This is a genomic window from Flavobacterium chungnamense (assembly GCF_039539165.1).
In the GTDB taxonomy this organism is placed as follows: Bacteria; Bacteroidota; Bacteroidia; order Flavobacteriales; family Flavobacteriaceae; genus Flavobacterium; species Flavobacterium chungnamense.
Genome location: NZ_BAABCS010000006.1, coordinates 50,144 through 68,917 on the forward strand (window position 1 = coordinate 50,144; position 18,774 = coordinate 68,917).

At 34.6% G+C, this 18,774-nt stretch carries 11 protein-coding genes and 1 pseudogene; 7 read left to right on the forward strand and 5 right to left on the reverse strand.

Annotated features, from left to right (window positions below):
• Positions 1 to 252 precede the first annotated feature (252 nt).
• Positions 253 to 3,558 carry a T9SS type B sorting domain-containing protein gene (locus ABD771_RS04320; protein ID WP_345091110.1) on the forward strand — a complete coding sequence of 1,102 codons (3,306 nt, stop codon included), beginning with the start codon at positions 253 to 255 and terminating at the stop codon, positions 3,556 to 3,558.
• Positions 3,559 to 4,097: 539 nt separating this feature from the next.
• Here ABD771_RS04320 and ABD771_RS04325 read toward each other — a convergent pair.
• From ABD771_RS04325 to ABD771_RS04335, 3 genes are read right to left on the reverse strand one after another with little or no spacing between them, the layout of a single operon-like run.
• Positions 4,098 to 4,709, reverse strand: coding sequence for an STM3941 family protein (locus ABD771_RS04325; RefSeq protein ID WP_345091114.1), 612 nt, complete (start codon positions 4,707 to 4,709; stop codon positions 4,098 to 4,100).
• Positions 4,710 to 4,755: 46 nt separating this feature from the next.
• Positions 4,756 to 5,427 carry a hypothetical protein gene (locus ABD771_RS04330; RefSeq protein ID WP_345091116.1) on the reverse strand — a complete coding sequence of 224 codons (672 nt, stop codon included), beginning with the start codon at positions 5,425 to 5,427 and terminating at the stop codon, positions 4,756 to 4,758.
• Positions 5,420 to 5,938 carry a hypothetical protein gene (locus tag ABD771_RS04335; RefSeq protein ID WP_345091118.1) on the reverse strand — a complete coding sequence of 173 codons (519 nt, stop codon included), beginning with the start codon at positions 5,936 to 5,938 and terminating at the stop codon, positions 5,420 to 5,422. The genes ABD771_RS04330 and ABD771_RS04335 overlap by 8 nt, the downstream gene beginning before the upstream one ends.
• 442 nt (positions 5,939 to 6,380) lie before the next feature.
• Here ABD771_RS04335 and ABD771_RS04340 point away from each other — a divergent pair, with 442 nt between their 5' ends.
• The 6 genes from ABD771_RS04340 (at position 6,381) to ABD771_RS04365 (ending at position 13,764) form a co-directional block, all read left to right on the forward strand.
• Positions 6,381 to 7,268 carry a hypothetical protein gene (locus ABD771_RS04340; RefSeq protein WP_345091121.1) on the forward strand — a complete coding sequence of 296 codons (888 nt, stop codon included), beginning with the start codon at positions 6,381 to 6,383 and terminating at the stop codon, positions 7,266 to 7,268.
• Between the two features lie 348 nt (positions 7,269 to 7,616).
• Positions 7,617 to 8,000, forward strand: coding sequence for an HU family DNA-binding protein (locus tag ABD771_RS04345; RefSeq protein ID WP_345091124.1), 384 nt, complete (start codon positions 7,617 to 7,619; stop codon positions 7,998 to 8,000).
• 930 nt (positions 8,001 to 8,930) lie between these two features.
• Positions 8,931 to 11,813, forward strand: coding sequence for a class I SAM-dependent DNA methyltransferase (locus tag ABD771_RS04350; protein WP_345091127.1), 2,883 nt, complete (start codon positions 8,931 to 8,933; stop codon positions 11,811 to 11,813).
• Positions 11,814 to 12,305: 492 nt separating this feature from the next.
• Positions 12,306 to 13,130: a DUF4339 domain-containing protein gene (locus tag ABD771_RS04355; RefSeq protein ID WP_345091130.1), complete on the forward strand. Its 825-nt coding sequence runs from the start codon at positions 12,306 to 12,308 to the stop codon at positions 13,128 to 13,130.
• A gap of 46 nt (positions 13,131 to 13,176) precedes the next feature.
• Positions 13,177 to 13,317, forward strand: a complete 141-nt coding sequence (locus ABD771_RS04360; protein ID WP_345091133.1) for a hypothetical protein — start codon at positions 13,177 to 13,179, stop codon at positions 13,315 to 13,317.
• A gap of 252 nt (positions 13,318 to 13,569) precedes the next feature.
• Positions 13,570 to 13,764, forward strand: a complete 195-nt coding sequence (locus ABD771_RS04365; RefSeq protein WP_345091136.1) for a GIY-YIG nuclease family protein — start codon at positions 13,570 to 13,572, stop codon at positions 13,762 to 13,764.
• A 692-nt stretch (positions 13,765 to 14,456) separates the two neighbouring features.
• On the opposite strand, the pseudogene ABD771_RS04370 reads toward ABD771_RS04365, so the two are convergent.
• A pseudogene (locus ABD771_RS04370) lies at positions 14,457 to 16,659 on the reverse strand (glycoside hydrolase family 3 N-terminal domain-containing protein).
• Between the two features lie 41 nt (positions 16,660 to 16,700).
• Positions 16,701 to 17,786, reverse strand: a complete 1,086-nt coding sequence (locus tag ABD771_RS04375; RefSeq protein ID WP_345091139.1) for an acyltransferase family protein — start codon at positions 17,784 to 17,786, stop codon at positions 16,701 to 16,703.
• Positions 17,787 to 18,774: the final 988 nt, after the last annotated feature.

Sequence of the window (18,774 nt, forward strand, 5' to 3'; positions counted from 1 at the left end):
ATTTTGGAATAACGAAGTTAGTCCAGAATAAACAAATATTCCCACTACAGCACCCATTCTGAAATAACGAAGTTAATCCCGAATAAAAAAGCTTTTCAATCGTAGATAAAAAAACTCAATCCCATATAAGTAAAAAATAAATGTAATTAAATACTTACATAAAGTAATAAAAAACACACTTTTATCGTTAAAACATTACAAATAATCGTGTTTTTATGAAACACATTTAGTAAATTTGTTAATAAATTATACATGAAAAGGTACCTATACTTACTTCATCTTGTTTTTTTTCTGAATCAACTTGATTGTTTTGGATTCAACCTTTCAGTTACAACTACTAACGAAACCTGTGCTGGAAATGGTAGTTTGCAATTTAATGCAACCAATACTATTGCTGGAGGAAGTATGCAGTACATCATCTATAAATTACCTAACACCACTACACCATTTGCAACAACAACTGCTACAACACTCAACGGATTGGTTGCAGGAGACTACAGGGTAATTGCCAGAGAAACAAATGGGGCAACTACCACAGAACAGCAACAAGATGCAACCATAGTAAACTCGGTTGTGCCCTTAACTTTTTCAATTCAAAGTTTAAATCAAGCTTGTTCTAATACAAGTACTATCTCGGTTAATACCCTTACTGGAGTTCCTGTTTCTTATGAAATCTTTAATGGTCCTTTGCTTTTTCCGCTACAAAGTTCTAATACTTTTTCAGGTTTACCCGTTGGCGTCTATAAAATTAGAGTTTTTGATAATTGTGGAATAGGTGTTGTAACGACTTTTACGGTGGTTCAAAATACTACCGGTATTACCATTGGACAACCTCAAACGGCTCAAACCTTACCGGTTAATTGTAATTTAGTTTCGGTTACCAATACTTTGACCGCCGCTACTGGAACCGTTATTGGTTATCCGTTAAACATTACTTACACCATTTTTCCACCTTCTGGAGCCACGCCTATTGTTTTGAACAGTACTCTGAATACCGGAAATCCAACCTCACAAAGTTTGGTGCAAACCATGACCAATTACATCAATCAGAATTTTAGCTATTCGCTTGCTATTGTGGATGCTTGTGGAGCTAGTTACTCCTCAAATTTTATTGTAAACAATGGAATAAACTTAACTAACACCATTACTACACTCGATTGTAATGAAAACTTTTTTACGTTTACCCTATCAAATTTTGTTCCTCCCTATTCGATAAATTTTAATTCTTTTCCGGCGGGTTTTAATCCTGCGCTTTTCAACAACGCCTATCCTGGTCCTTACAATCAAAATACTGTCTCTTTTGGAGATGCCTCATTACCTACACCTATTGGAAATTATGATGCCTCCATTACAGATGCTTGTGGTACCATTCAAAATGTCACCTTTTCTATAATAGACCGACCTCCAACTCCAACAGCAACAGGAGCTCATAATGGTTGTTTGACCACAACAGGAAACATAAACATCGCTATACCGGGCTACATCATCACAAGTGGCTTAGTAACGGTCGCACCATCGGATTATCCGTTTCCTTTACCACACAACATTACTTCTTTGATTGATGCTAATGGTGCTATTACCCTAAATCCGGTTCCTCTAGGAAATTATAGTTTTGAATTGACCAATACGTGTAATGATATTATTCCAACTATCTCTACAGTTGTTCCTGCTTATGTAGATCAAGGTTTATCTAGTACCATAAGAAATGGTTGTGATTTGGCTACTAGTGCTGTTAAAATTGAAAGCTTGAATTCAAAATTAACTTCTATAAGTATTGTAGCTGCTCCTACTTCATTTGGATTTAGTTTACCCTATAATGTATCTTCCAATATTGCTTCGGATGGTGTCCTTTATATGAATAATCTACCTGCAGGAAGTTACACTTTTACTGGAACTGACGAATGCAATTTCACTAATACCATTACCGTAAGTTTACAAGGTTATAGCATTACTACTTCCAATTTTTCATTGCTACCTAATTGCGGTTCTTTCAACATTCCCTTAAACTTTGTAAGTAATGGAACGGCAGGTCAAACCTATTGGTTGCAAAAATTAATTAATCCTGTTACTAATACTTGGGGTAATCCTAGCACCAATGTCCTATATACTGAAGGTACAGTGCCAAACGGAACTAATTCTATTTCCTTAGCCAACAATACCACCAATATTAATTTCAGTTTTAATGGTACTTTCCGAATTGTTCGTGCCTTTTTATCGTACCATAATGGTAGCGATTGGAATACTGCTGTTGTAAGTAGCGCTGATAAAGATTGTATTGAAATACTAGCACCATCATTAAGTTACAATGAATCCTTAGAATTTATAGATGCCTACCGATTGCCTTGCTCTACCAGTGGAACTTTAGATGTTTTTGTTGAAGCCAACGGAACTACTCCTTTGCGCTATACTTTAGTACAAAAAGACGGATTGCCTTTCTTTTTTGATAATGGTACTTCCAATACTTTTTTCAATTTAGCGCCTGCCATTTATCTTTTTCAAATAGAAGATATTTGCGGCAATATTGTCAACCGATTGTTTGATGTTAGTACGCTTGGTTCTATTATTTTGATAACAACTCCAACTGATGTATTGCAATGCAAAACAGTTATTACCAACAACGAAACTTTCGATTTAACGCAACAAACTGCTGTCATTTTAGCAACGCAACCAGCAAGTGATTATACCATAACTTATCACTCTACATTGGCTGATGCGCAAAATGGCAACAACGCCATTACTAACTTAGCTAGTTTTAATCCGGTAAGCAATCCGCAACTTATTCATACTAGAATTGTACTCAATTCGCTTCCCAATTGTTATGAATTAAGAAGTTTTAACTTAATTGTTGGACAAACTCCTAGTTTGAATCTCAATGCCAGCTATTTAAATTGCTCCACCAATCCTACTGTCGTTGATGCATCCCTCAATAATTTACCAACAACCACCTATCTTTGGTCGAATGGTGCTACTACTGCATCGGTAAGTATTACGGCTATTGGTGTAACCAACCTAACGGTAACTGCTACAAATACATACAACGGCCAAACGTGTACTAACACTAAAAACATCATTGTTATTAATTCGGGGCCACCTGTTATAGAAAGTATTGAAACCTCCGATTGGACTTTGAATGAAAATAGTATTACTGTAATAACTTCTGGCAATGGTTCTTTTGAGTATTCTTTAGATGGCACTACGTTTCAAGACGAAAACTACTTTAACAACTTAGCACCAGGACTGTATACCATTTATGTAAAAGACAAAGCCGGTTGTGGCATTATAAATAAAGTCGTTTGGTTGCTTTACTATACCAAATACTTTACACCCAATGGTGATGGTTATAACGATTACTGGAGAATTAAAGATGCTGAAAACGAACCTGAATTTAGAGTAGAGATTTTTGATCGTTATGGCAAAACCATTACGGCCTTCACTTCAAAGAGTGCTGGTTGGGATGGCACTTACAATGGAAATCTGATGGTTTCCGACGATTATTGGTTTGTTGCCTACCGTGCCGATGGTAGAACGCATAAAGGGCATTTTAGCATGAAGCGATAATCTTTTGTGTTTAAAATGGAACGCGGATAAAACGGATTGCTTCGCAAACGCAGATTTTACGCAGATTTCTTTTTTAGATTTCTCCTCCTCTAGCGGAGTGGCCGAAGGTCGAGGTGGCTTTTTTTTGGAGCACAGAGTTACACGGAGTTGTTCACAGAGTTTTTCTCTTTGCGCCTTCGTGTCTTTGCGAGAAATAGTATAATCTTTTGTGCCATTTGTGTTTACAATTGGAACGCGGATAAAACGGATTGCTTCGCAAACGCAGATTTACGCAGATTTCTTTTTTAGATTTCTCCTCCTCTGGAGGAGTGGCCGAAGGTCGAGGTGGCTTTTATTTGGAGCACAGAGTTTCACAGAGTTTTTTTAAATCTTTTGTGTCTTTTGTGTTTTAAAATGGAAAGCGGATGAAACGGATGTAACTGATGGTCGCGGATTTTATTTGGAACACAGATTGGAATAATCTTAGAAATCTTTAAAATATTTTGTGTTTAAATTTGGAACTCGGAGGAAATATTTTGGCTAAAATTAGTAAGGAGTTCTTAATTCTCATTTTTGGAACGTCCTGCCATTTGTTCTTTCACTGGTACTCCTTTTTCTTTCATAAAATCAAACATACTAACCAAATCGCCAATAGTTTCATCTTTTGAAATTCCCATACTTGGATTTGATTTTAATGTGGCATTTGCTATTGACTTTAAGATAAAAACTTGTCCTTTTAATACTGCATTCGTATCTTTAAAAAACAAACGCATAATTGGATTGGAAATATGACCTCGCAATTCTACACGTTCTATTTCACTCCAAGGTATAAAGGCATTGCGGAAGAGTTGTTGATTAATAAATAAACCCTCATTAGTAACCGCAAGTGCTGGCTTTTTTAAGTCTTGTCTGAAAAACAAATAAAGAAATGCTAAAGAAAAAAACAGCAAACCCCAACTAGCAATTGCGTTGATGTTAGCAGGCCAGCCTACCTCAACATTTAATCTCATTCCTCTTCGATAGACGATGGCTTCGTGAACCCTACCCTCGTAAAAGAACCTAGATACTATAATAACCAAAATGCTTACTAAAGTAAGTAGCACTAAATTTCTAATGATTTTTTTAATTCTAGGTGCATGTTGCGCAACCTGAATAAATTGAAGTTCTTTCATTTGGGATTTATTATTAATGACAAGTTGTGTGGCTTTTAAATAGGCTTTATTTTATCTTATTACCAATCTGATTGAAAAGATTGTCTTGTATTTGATCTTCAGGTAGCGATTTATCAAATGCAAACAATCCGTAAACTACTTCACCATATTTAACATTAGTTGGAATCTTATCGTCTATATCAACAAAAGTTCTATCAGTGTAGGTCTCTGGTACTATAAAAAGAGAACCACCATCATAAAATTTTTCAATTCTAAGTTGATCACGTTTGGTTCCGACTGCTTTCGACATATAATCGGAAAAGGCATTTCCTTCGTATAAGGCATTAAGATTGACAATAGTGTAAATCTTATCCATAGCAAGGTCAAATCTATACAATTGATAATTGGATTCTTTCGGATTTTTAAGTGTAATCTTATACTCTATTGATTTGTATAAGTTTTTGTCAAGATTCCAAACGCTAACTTTATAGTTGCCTTCTTTTACTTTTTCAATTAGAGTCTGATTGGGTTCCAAAGTACTATCCACTGTATAAGTATCGGATAGTTTTCCGTCTGCACCAATTCGTTCGAACGTTACCGATCTAGCTACCGAACCCGAATTTAAAAAAGCGATGGATTGTGTTGGATCTTCATACCATTTTGCTATTGTTGCACCAATCATGGCTATTACTACAAAACCAACAACTACTAGGCAGCCAATTTTAAAAAACTTATTCATTTTTACAAGTCTTTACAACATCACTTACCAATTGTTTGTTTTCTTCTTTCTCGTTTTTTAACAACATTGATTTTAGTACATAAACGATCAATAATCCTGGTATAAGAGCTATTAATCCTCCTAAACCTGCTGCAATTTTATGCCCTGGTAAAAAAGCTAAGGGCTCCATATCGTTGTATGCTAAATAAGCTCCTATGGCTCCAAAAGGAAACAATACGCCATAAGTAATCATCGAACCCATTTTGGAAGATTCATCAACATCTATGGCAAGAACCGTTGGTTTAGCTTGTTCCCATTTTAAAGTAACCGCAGCTCCTATTTTATCCCCTTTTCTAATTTTGATTTCATGGGTCCAATCTTTATCAACAGTAGCAAATTCGCCTGCAGTAACGGTATGTGTGCTTCCAAATTGATCTTTAAGTTTCGTGGCTAAAGCAGTTGCTGCATTTCTTAGATTTGTTTCTTTATCTCCGTTGCTATCTAGTGTATAGATGATTTGATTGTCTTCCATGTTATTTAAGTTTTGTTTTTTAGTTTCCTCAAATATAAAAAAAATACTCAAAGACAGTAAACTTTTTGAGTTATATGCTAATTTTTGAATAAATTAAATATCAAAATCTATGAATCTAAAGCGATTGTTCGAACCCGGATGAAACAGATTGCTTCGCAAACGCAGATGGTCGCTTATTTTTTTTGGAACACAGATTGGAATAATCTGAGAAATCTTTTGTGTCTTTTGTGTTTAAAAGGGAACGCGAATGGAACGGATTGCTTCGCAAACGCAGATTACACTGATTTCATTTTTAGATTTCTCCTCCTCTGGAGGAGTGGCCGTAGGTCGAGGTGGCTTTTCATAAATCAATAAAAACCACTAAAAATACCTATTTATAGGGAGTATTTAAATAAACTATATTCACTTATTTTGTTTTCACTAACTCTAAAAATAACACTTTATGAAATCAAAAATTTTAATTATCGCTCTTTTTATAAGCGGACTAAACTTTGCTCAAACTCCTTTCACTACTTTAAGCATGGAACCTATTAAAGTAAAAAAAGATAAAAATGCTTATGTCTTTGTAGAAGAAGTAAAAGATGCTCAGGGAAGTGTTACAACAAAAGAAACCGAAACTACAGAAGAAACTATAAAAAAACCAATTGACTTTTTTAATAACAGTACACTTTCAACATCACTAATCAACACAGGAAATAGAGTATCTATTAGTGCCGAAGTTTTACATTACAAATTATATGTTGCAAATCCGGATGCTGAAAAATTAGCTAAAGGTGATAGAAAATACAGATTTAATATTCCAATGTTGTTAATATCTAAACTTTCTACGCAATATGATTCTATCAACTCAGCAAGTTCTTGGGATGTACTCGATTATGAAGCCGCTCCTCTTACACTTCGTATCATGCCTTCTTTCAAAAAACCATTTGTAGGATTCAATGATGTGATATACTATGGCTTTTACGCTGACGTTAGAGGATTAAACATTCAAAATAATGTTACTAATTCCTACGACATGGAATTCATTGGAAGCGGTGGAATTGGTTTTACTTATCAAGGCGATGGTGATGCAGGAAAGTATAACGAAAATGGAGAATATAAGCCAGGTCGCTATTCAATTTCTTTAATGTTGCAAGGTGCTACTGGTAAGAAAGAAGTATTGCAAAAGCTATTCAAAACAGATAATGATGTTGTAACCTCTCTTCAGGCCTATTTTCTATTTAAAGTAGCTGATGATAGCAAGTTTAATATGAAAATTGGATACCAATACCTATTCAAAGAAACGCTTGCAGGTAATAAATCTAATTTTACCATAGCTATTGGAATCTAATTCACCTAACTATTTTATGCAACTTTAAGCTACCCAAAAGTTTAAAAATATAAAAGAAACAAACCCACCAAAAACACCACGAAAACTTATCGTAAAAATTCATAAATCCCTTATTTTTAGGTATTTTTTTTATTTATAGTATTTGTAAATAGTTATTTTTCAAATAGTTACAAAAAGAAAAAAATTAGTAGTATTCCTACACATTGTTAAAAAGTAAAGCCGTTTGTGAATAAGTTTGGTTTTCTTTTTGCACTTGTATAAATTATCTTTGTATCTGTAGATCAGGCAAATATCCGAAGGTTTGCTCAGAGGCAAAATTTATTATTGTTTAATTTAACTATAAAAAATATGTCAGTTAAATTCAAAGTTCTTCAAAGAAAGAACCCGCAAGATATCCTTGCACCAGAAAAATTCTATGCTGCTGCTATAGCAGATGGACAAACCGATTTAGAAAGACTCGCGGAGTTAATTTCTTATCAATGTACTGTGACCGAAGCCGATTGCTATGCGGTATTGATGTCGTTAGAGCACAATATTATTGGCGAATTGAACGAAGGTCGTATTGTAAAATTGGGACGTTTGGGTAACTTTCAAGTAGGATTAAGTTCTGAAGGTAAAGACACCGCAGAAGAAGTATCTTCTACTGTTATCAAAAAGAACAGAATCCTTTTCAGACCTGGTAAGAAAATGCGCAATTTGTTAAGCACGTTATCTTACAAAAAAGTCAGCTAGAACCCCGAAACTAAGTAATTTAGTTTGTAAGACCTCGAGTATTCCAGTGCTCGGGGTCTTTTTTTTGTGTATTTTTTCACGAAAATTTTCGTGATTTCGTCCCGACCAAGTTTTTGTTTCGTCCTGACGAAGCATTTGTCTCGTCCTAATGAACTAAAATTCTCGTCCGTACAAATTGAAAAAAAACTAACTAAAGGAAAAAAAGGAAATGGAAAACTCTTTATCAGCTTTTTTTGTGCAAAAAACCATCATTTTTGAGTCTTTTTGAATAAAAAATTAGTACTAAAAAACAGTTTTCGATACCTTTTTAATCTTCAATTTTTGCAATTTAAAACCTCAAAAATCACTCGAACTGACAAAAAACAAACAATTTAAAGCAACAAAAAAAATCTGTATCATCTGTGTCATCCGCGTTCGAATTTCAATTACGTATACGTTCCATTAAAAACCACCTCGGCTTTCAGCCACTCCTCCAAAGGAGGAGAAAACTACACTTTACTCCATAAAAAAAGCTCAAAAAAAGCAGCTAGAACCCCGATTTTTGAGCAATTAAGTATTGTAAGACCTCGAGTAATTCCAGTTACTCTATCGAATTATGTTGTAAATATAAAGGATTATAGATAAATTTGGCACCAACTGTTGATAACTCTTTGAGCTGCATATTTTATAATGGTTAACGACTTATACCTTGTCAACACTACTAGTTTATGGGAAAGAAAAAACTTACCAAAATAAATGAATGACGTCTTTAAACTGATGTATTGGAACTATTTTAAAGTTTTTTTTCCTTCAACTAGCTAATTAAAGGTATCCTATCCTACTCAAACACCTAAAACAAAAAGTAGGGATTTTCTTTTAGGGTTTTTCTCCTAGAAAATGTTTTTTTGTGTGGTGGATTATTGTTAAGTTTGAAAGATACAATTTTTATATATGGCACTAAGTTGGAACGAAATAAAAGACAGAGCAGTTAAATTTACCAAAGAATGGAAAGACACTACTAATGAGGAAGCAGATGCTAAACCATTTTTAGATGCTTTTTTTGATGTATTTGGGATCACTCGTAAAAAGATTGGAACATTTGAACACCGAGTAAAGAAACTTTCGGATGCCGATGGCTACATCGACCTCCTTTGGAAAGGAACTATCTTAGTAGAAATGAAAAGTCGTGGTAAAAACCTAGACAAAGCCTTTCAACAAGCGATTGATTACACCCATGGACTAAAACAAAACGAACTCCCAAAATACGTTTTGGTATGCGATTTCCATATTTTCAGATTGTACGATACTGAAGAACAAACCACTTTAGAATTTACAATTGATGAATTAATTCAAAACGTGCAAAGTTTTGGTTATTTATTAGGCTACCAAAAAAAGACCTTTAAGGAACAAGATCCAGCCAATATCAAAGCTGCTGAATTAATGGGAAAACTCCATGACCGTTTAGAAGAAATAGGTTATGAAGGACATCCTTTAGAAGTGTATTTGGTTCGTATTTTATTCTGTTTGTTTGCAGAAGATACGACCATTTTTGAAAAACAACAGTTTCAAGATTACATAGAAAACAGAACCGCTGAAGACGGAAGTGATTTGGCTTCAAAAGTTCAAGAATTGTTCCAGGTATTAAATACGGCAAAAGACAAGCGATTCAAGAATTTAGACGAGCAGTTAAACGATTTTCCGTATGTGAATGGAAAATTGTTTGAAGAAATTTTACCGATGGCAAGTTTTGATAGTAAAATGCGTCAAGCGTTATTAGATTGTTGTTACATCGATTGGAGTAAAATTTCACCGGCTATTTTTGGTTCCATGTTTCAAAGTGTAATGAACCCTAAAGAACGCAGAAACTTAGGAGCACATTATACCAGTGAAAGCAATATCTTAAAATTAATCAAACCCTTGTTTTTAGATGAACTGTGGGCTGAATTTGAAAGTTTAAAAGGCAATAAAAACAAATTACCCGAATTCCATAAAAAAATCAGTCAACTCAAATTCTTAGATCCAGCTTGTGGTTGTGGTAACTTCTTGGTGATTACCTATCGCGAATTACGTTTGTTAGAATTAGAGATTTTACGAGCAACATTTAAATCTGGTGAAGTTATTTTAGCATTAGAAGATTTAATTCTTTTAAATGTAGATATGATGTACGGCATCGAGTACGAAGAATTTCCAGCTCGTATTGCCGAAGTAGCCATGTGGTTAATAGACCACCAAATGAACATGCTCATTAGTAATGAATTTGGACAATACTTTGCCCGTTTACCCTTAAAAAAATCAGCTAAAATTGTACATGGAGATGCTTTAGAAGTGAATTGGGAAACTTTAAAAGTTGTTGATGAAATTACATTAAAAGCAGACCAGCTCAATTTTAAAGTACTGAATGAACCCATTGCAGAATATGGAACTGTAAATGTTATCACAAAAAATGTAAATGAAATTGATAAAACAGCTGATTTTCCGCCAAATATTACAAAAGTAAAAATTCGCTACGATTATATAATAGGTAACCCTCCTTTTATTGGTTCAAAAATTATGAGCCAATTCCAAAGAAATCAAATTATAAAGGAATTCAATAATAGTAAAGGCTGTGGCGTTTTAGACTATGTTTCTGGATGGTATTTAAAAGCAGCTAAATATATTCAAGGTACTACAACAAAAGCAGCTTTTGTTTCTACAAATTCTATTGTGCAAGGAGAACAAACGAGTATTCTATGGGGACAAATGATTAATAAATATGGAGTTAAAATTCACTTTGCACATCGTACTTTTAAATGGAGTAACGAAGCCAAGGGTAATGCAGCCGTTTATTGCATTATTGTTGGTTTTGCAAATTTTGAAACAAAAAACAAGGTTCTATTTGAATATGAAGATATTAAAGGAGAACCACAAGCAATTCAAGTTAAAAATATCAATCCTTATTTAGTAGATGCTAAGGATATTTTTATTGAAAAAAGACGAACACCAATTTGTAATGTTCCTGAAATATCATTTGGAAGTATGCCTAATGATGGTGGGTTTTTTTTGTTTACTGACGAAGAAAAAAATCAATTTTTAACGATTGAGCCAAGAGCAGAACAATTTTTTAAACCATTAATTAGTGCGCACGAATATTTAAATGGTCAAACACGATGGTGTTTATGGTTAAAAGATGCAAATCCTTCAATTCTTAAAGAATTGAAAGAAGTTTCAAAGCGTATTGAGAAAGTAAAGAAGATACGTGAAGAGAGTACTAGGGTTGCAACACAGAAACTAGCTTTGTATCCAACACTTTTTGGAGAAGACAGGCAACCAAAAAATGATTATATTCTTATCCCATTACATTCTTCAGAGAACCGTAAATATATTCCGATGGGATATTTTGATAATAATCATATTTCTAATAATAGTTGTTCAACAGTACCAAATACTACTTTATATCATTTTGGAGTTCTTCAATCAAGTCTTCATATGTCATGGGTAAAATACATTTGTGGTAGATTAAAAAGTGATTATAGATACTCAGCAAGCATTGTTTACAACAATTATCCTTGGCCAGAAAATCCATCTGAAAAACAAATAAAAACGACTGAAGAAAAAGCACAACAGGTTTTAGATGTTAGAGCTTCTTTTCCTAATAGCTCATTAGCAGATTTATACAATCCCTTAACCATGCCGCCAGCATTAGTAAAAGCGCACAACGAATTAGACAAAGCCGTGGATGCGGCCTACAGCAAACAAGCCTTTACCAGCGAAGCCAAACGTATGGAATTTTTATTTGAGTTGTATGAAAAATATACTGCTGGATTGTTTGTGAAGGAGAAGAAGAAAAAATCATAAATTCATTCAAGAAATTAAAAAACCACAAGATTTAAAAGCTCAAATTGATACTACTTATAAAGCTATTGATGCTATGGTTTATAAGTTGTATGAATTGAGTGAGGAAGAAATAAAAATCGTAGAACAATCGTGACTTTATAATAATACATTATCGATTTTTATTCACGAATACCAAAAAACAATAAAAAAGCGTGAGTAAATTGAGATTGTTAAGAATAGTTAATGTTTTTGTCATTCCATTTTTTTGTCATTCTGAGGCACGAAGAATCTCAAATGATAATAACACAACACGTGAGTAACTAGTGCGATGTTTCCTATGTCAACATGACAAAATGGTCGTAATGGATATAGAGTTGTAAGGGTTAACACCAGAAAAGAGAAAATGTTGAAGGTTACTATGAGGTTATTAGTTCAGAAAAAGAACCTATAAATTATTTAAGAATTATAATATTAGAATAATTAATTAAAAATCAAATAAATAAAATTACAAGAATGAAAAAATATTTTATTCACAATGGCGAAACAGAAAATGGGCCATTCAATATAGAAGAACTTGCAACAATGCAAATAAAAGGTGATACTCCTATTTGGTATGAAGGATTATCAAATTGGACTACAGCTAGCAATGTTGAAGAATTAAAATCAATAATTGCATCAAATGCTTTACCACCAAAATTTGATAATTTTGCTAATCAAAATACTTCAATTCATCCACCAAATTTTAACAAAACAAATACAGAATCCCAAGTAGTTGATGAATCAAAGAAATCAAAAACGATACGAAATGTTGTCATTGGATTGAGTGTATTACTACTTGCGATTATTGCATTTTCATTTATGACATCGCAGCCAAGTTCTGCCGAAATAGAACTTTCTACTATTAAGTCGGATTCTATTATAAAAGAAGACAAAAGAGCAAGTATTAATGCTGCCATAACAGAAAAAAATAAAAAATATAGAAATAATTGGTCTGATTATATTTCTGTAGCAACGAATGATTTTACGTATTACAACATTGGTGGGATTGAAAATTTACAAATAATTGCAACAAACAAAACCGAATACAAAATAGATGAAATTAACGTTACTGTTTGCTATGAAATTGATAGCGGAGAATGTTACAAAACCGAAGAAATTACCATTTATAACATTCCACCAAACTCACAAAAAAGTGAAAATGCACCTAATTCAAGTAGAGGCAAAAATGTATTAGTAAATATTGTAGGGATTTATTGTGATAAAATGAATTTTGGTTATGCTCCTGGCAATTGGGCAAATAATTCAGATGATCCTTATTTTACAAATGTTAAGCAATAACAATATCTAAAGCTTGTAAAAACAACACAGCCCTTATCTTTTTAATTTGCATCCTTTATTTGTGCATCCTGATTTTGTTGATAAAACCATCTTTTTTCTAAAAGAATGTTCTGAAATGGACAAAGATAATGTGGATTATTATAATTGGACTGAGGTGTTGAAGGTAAGTGTGGAGGAATTGAAATAGTTGATTCTTGGATGACTTCGAGAGCATTTCGTAATGTTGACTTCGAGAGCCTCAGTCAACGGAGGATATCCAATAATAAAGAGCCTCAGCCAACGGAGGTGTGTAGCTTGAGGAAGGTTTCTTAGCGGTGGCTGAGGCTCTCGAAGTCACTGCTTACGGTTATGTTTTGTTTAAAGCGGTGGCTGAGGTTACTCGAAGTCACTGCTTACGGAGATGTTTTTTAGTATTATATTTTATTTTATGAAAGGTTATATGTACATTTTACTTTGTTCGGATGGTAGTTATTATACTGGAAGTACGAATGATTTAGAAAGACGATTGGCGCAACATCAAAATGGTGAAGGTGCAAATCATACTAAGAAACGATTGCCTGTTTCGCTGTTATATTACGAAGAATACCAAAGAATTGATGAGGCTTTCTATCGTGAAAAACAGGTTCAAGGTTAGAGTAGAAAAAAGAAAGAAGCTTTAATGGAGGGCAATGTTGATTTATTGCCTGAATTAGCGAAAGCTTATAGGGATTTGCCTTCGAGTGACCTCAGGTAACAATAAGACGTTGACGTGACGTTGGCTTCGAGTAACCTCAGCCAAAGGAGATATTTTGCTTAAAAAAGAGATTTGAAAGACGTTGACGTAATGTTGACTTCGAGTGGCCTCAGCCAACGGAGAATATTCTATAATTAAGAATCTCAAACAACGGAGGTGTTTTGCTTAAAAAAGAGTTTTTGAAAGACGTTGACGTGACGTTGGCTTCGAGTAACCTCAGCCAAAGGAGATATTTTGCTTAAAAAAGAGATTTGAAAGACGTTGACGTAACGTTGACTTCGAGTGGCCTCAGCCAACGGAGAATATTCTATAATTAAGAATCTCAAACAACGGAGGTGTTTTGCTTAAAAAAGAGTTTTTGAAAGACGTTGACGTAACGTTGGCTTCGAGAGCCTCAGCCAACGGAGGATATTCTATAATAAAAAACCTCAGACAACGGAGATATGTTGCTTAAGGAAGGTTTCTTAGCGGTGGTTGAGGTTACTCGAAACCACTGCTTACGTTATGCGGTGGTTGAGGTGTCACGTTGAGCCTGTCGAAATGCTCTCGAAACCACTGCTTACGTGATGTGGTGGCTGAGGCACTCGAAGCCATTACTTCAACTCAAATTGTGTTTTTAGACCACTATCAGAGCTACTGCCTACTCTTATTTTGAAGGTGCCTGATTCTACTTGATAATTGCCTTCGTTGTTGAAAAATCCTAATTCTTTGTCGGTTAGCGTGAATGATATGGTTTTGGTTTCACCTTTTTTCAAACTGGTTAGTTCAAATCCTTTTAGTTCTTGAACGGGTCTTGCTATACTTGCCACAACGTCGTGAAGGTACAGTTGCACTACTTCTTTTCCATCGTAATTACCAGTATTGGTGACTTCTATGGTGACTTTTACCGTTTGGCCTTTATTGTATTCTGGTTGGCTAACTTTTAGATTTTTGTATTCAAATTTGGTATAGCTTAAGCCATAGCCAAAAGGATATAAAGGTGTGTTTTCGACATCGGTGTAGTGTGACCAAAACACATTTTTCTCATCATTCGTTGGTCTTCCTGTACTGTAATAATTGTAGTATATTGGGCATTGTCCGACGTTTCTTGGAAAACTCATTGGTAATTTGCCACTCGGATTGTAATCACCATATATTACTTGAGCTACTGCGTTACCTGTTTGTGTTCCAAGTTGCCAAGCTTCTACAATAGCAGGAATGTGTTCCTTTGCCCATGATAGCACTAAAGGTCTACCATTATTTAAAACCAAAACAATATTGGGATTAACTTTATAAACTTCCTTTAATAACTCTTGTTGAACGCCAGGCAAATCTAAATTGGAGCGACTTCTAGCTTCACCAGATTGAAAGCCATGTTCGCCTAGAACCATAACAACAACATCTGAATTCTTGGCAAGGTTTTTAGCGGCTTCAAATCCGCTTTTATCTGTGGTATTGAAAACTAGTTCGTTTACAAAAGTAGTTTTTCCAATAGTCAAATCGGCTCCTTTTTCAAAAGCTACCGTATTGCCTTTATAACTTTGCATCCCTTCCAAAACAGANTCCAGATTTCTTTAATGGTAATAAGTTGCCTTCATTTTTCAGCAAGACCATTGACTTTTTTGCCATATCTAAAACGGCATCATTGATGGCTTTGCTTCCTACAACTGCTTTTTCTCGTGCTTCATCACAGTATTTATATGGGTTGTCAAAAAGTCCCAATTCAAATTTCACTCGTAGTATTCTTCGAACAGCATCATCAATTAATGCTTCTTTTACCTTTCCTGATTTAACCAAATTGACTAATTCTGCTACATAAAAATGAGATTCCATATCCATATCAGAGCCTGCGATAACGGCTTTGGTTGTAGCATCGACAGCATCTTTTGCAAATCCGTGGTTTTTCATCTCTCTTATGGATCCCCAATCGGATACAATAAAACCATCAAAGTTCCATTTCCCTTTCAAAAGATCACGTTGCAAAAAGCTACTTCCTGTGGCTGGAACTCCATTTAGAATGTTAAATGAATTCATGAAGGTTCTAACTCCAGCTTCTTTAGCTGCTAGAAATGGAGGCAACACAAGATTGTACAAATTAGCATTACTGATATCCACAGTATTGTACTCTCTACCGGCTTCGACAAAACCATAGGCTGCAAAATGTTTGGCACAAGCTGCAATAGTATTCGCTTTGGCTAAATCGGCACTAGTTTCACCTTGAAAACCTTGCACCCTTGCCACTGCTATCTTACTACCTAGAAAAGGATCTTCACCTGCTCCTTCCATAACTCTACCCCAGCGTGCTTCACGAGACACGTCCATCATGGGGCCGAAAGTCCAATTAATTCCAGATGCTGAGGCTTCATCAGCAGCTACTTGAGCTGATTTCTTAATAGCTTCTAAATCCCAACTTGCTGCTTCAGCCAAAGGAATTGGACTCAATGTTTTATAGCCATGAATTACATCCAATCCGAATAGTATTGGGATTCCCAATCTGGTTTCTTCCACTGCAATTTTTTGAACTGCTTTTACCTCTTTAACACCTTTAACGCTAAGCATTGCGCCTACCCATCCTTTACGAAGATGTTCGTATTTAATTTCGGCTGCACCATCTTTAGGAGTTGGACCTGTAACGTCCCAAAATCCATTATATTGATTCATTTGACCTACTTTTTCTTCCAATATCATTTGATTCATTAATAAATCGATGCGCTCTTCAATTGGCTTTTTAGAATCGAGATAGTCTTTCTTTTGTGCATTTATCGTAGTTGTAGCAAACCATACAATTCCAAATAGAAGTAACTGTTTGTTTATCATGTCTGTATTTTTTTTGAAAATGATTGAAATTTCTGTTTTTCTTATTTCTTATTTTGAACGCTTCTTCTGTATCTATCATAAATTGGTTTTTCAAAACCATAATATAAAGCAATGGATACCAACCATAAAAGTATAAAATTTCTGTCCGGAAAAAAGACAAAAGATTTAAGTTTTAAATTAGCATAACTTATGTGAACCAGATAAAAAGCAAAAGAGGCGTTACCCAACAAGACCATGACTTTAGAAGATAAAAATTGCTGTAAATAAGTTCGCTGGCTCATCAAACCTTGAAATAGTAGTACTATAAAAAAGGGCAAAACAATAAAAAACAAAACTTTACCTTGCCAATGATTGGTTCCGTGATCTACTCTACTCTCTTGGAACCATCCGATAACATACAAGGTTAATACAAAACCGAAACCACCAATAGCCGTGGCGTATTTAGAAAAAGGAATTTGATTCCAAAATTTAGGATAGTAGGCTAAAAATATTCCGGCAAGAAATAAGAGCGATTGACCTGCAAAAGTGCTCATGGTTACAAATTCTATAGGAACTAAATACTTATCGGGATTTCCGTTGTAAAGTGTCCACAAATGACCTAAAAGCAATGTAGTTGTAAATAGCACTATCAAAAAAAGTAGTAGGTATTTAAGGTGCTTTTCTAAAAGTAAAAGCAGCAATGGTGCGAAAGCATAAAAAGTCATTTCAACCGTAAGCGACCAAGATTGCGAAATTGCATCTAAGGAGTGTGTTGAGGAAAAACCTTGTAACAAAAGGTAATGAGGTAAAGAAAAACGATAGTTACCAAAACCTGAATCCAAATAATACAAGGTTAGCAATAACCAATACAAAGGCATAATGCGAACAATTCGTTGGACAAAATACTTTCTGTAATGTGTTAAAGATTGTAAAGGTTTGCTTCCGTAACTTTTTGCAATAAGAAATCCGCTTAACACAAAGAACAACTGAACTCCTAGATTTAATTCGTTACAAAAGCGAAACAGCTCTGGATGTATATCGTCTTTCCAATACTTGCGGTTATGGTAAACAAATATCATTATGGCTGCAATGGCGCGAACTCCAGTTAGGGCTTTGAAATGGTTGGGTTTGGGTTGGTCGGCTGTCATTGTGATTTGTAATGGGGTAAAGTTACAAATTTTTATAGGAGCACAAAGTTTCTCAAAGTTGGACGCGATGTTGCACAATGTAATTTTTGCAACACAGATTGGAATAATATAAGAAATCTTTAAAATCTTTTGTGACTTTTGTGTTTAAAAATGGAACGCGGATGAAACGGATTGCTTCGCAAACACAGATGGTCGCGGATTTTATTTGGAACACAGATTGGAATAATATAAGAAATCTTTAAAATCTTTTGTGACTTTTGTATTTAAAAATGGAACTCGGATGAAACGGATGCTTCGCAAACGCAGATGGTCACGGATTTTATTTGCAACACAGATTGGAATAATCTGAGAAATCTTTAAAATCTTTTGTGACTTTTGTGTTTAAAAATGGAACGCGGATGAAACGGATTGCTTCGCAAACGCAGATGGTCGCGGATTTTATTTGCAACACAGATTGGAAAATATAAGAAATCTTTAAAATCTTTTGTGACTTTTGTGTTTAAAAATGGAACGCGGATGAAACGGATGCTTCGCAAACGCAGATGGTCGCGGATTTTTTTTGCAACACAGATTGGAATAATCTGAGAAATCTTTTGTGACTTTTGTGACTTTTGTGTTTAAAAATGGAACGCGGATGAAACGGATGCTTCGCAAACACAGATGGTCGCGGATTTTATTTGCAACACAGATTAGAATAATCTTAGAAATCTTTAAAATCTTTTGTGTTTAAAAATGGAACGCGGATGAAACGGATGCTTCGCAAACGCAGATGGTCGCGGATTTTATTTGCAACACAGATTGGAATAATCTGAGAAATCTTTAAAATCTTTTGTGACTTTTGTGTTTAAAAATGGAACGCGGATGAAACGGATTGCTTCGCAAACACAGATGGTCGCGGATTTTATTTGCAACACAGATTGGAATAATCTGAGAAATCTTTTGTGGTGGAATGGAATGTAGGAAAGTTTAGTCTAAAAAAAAAATCGAG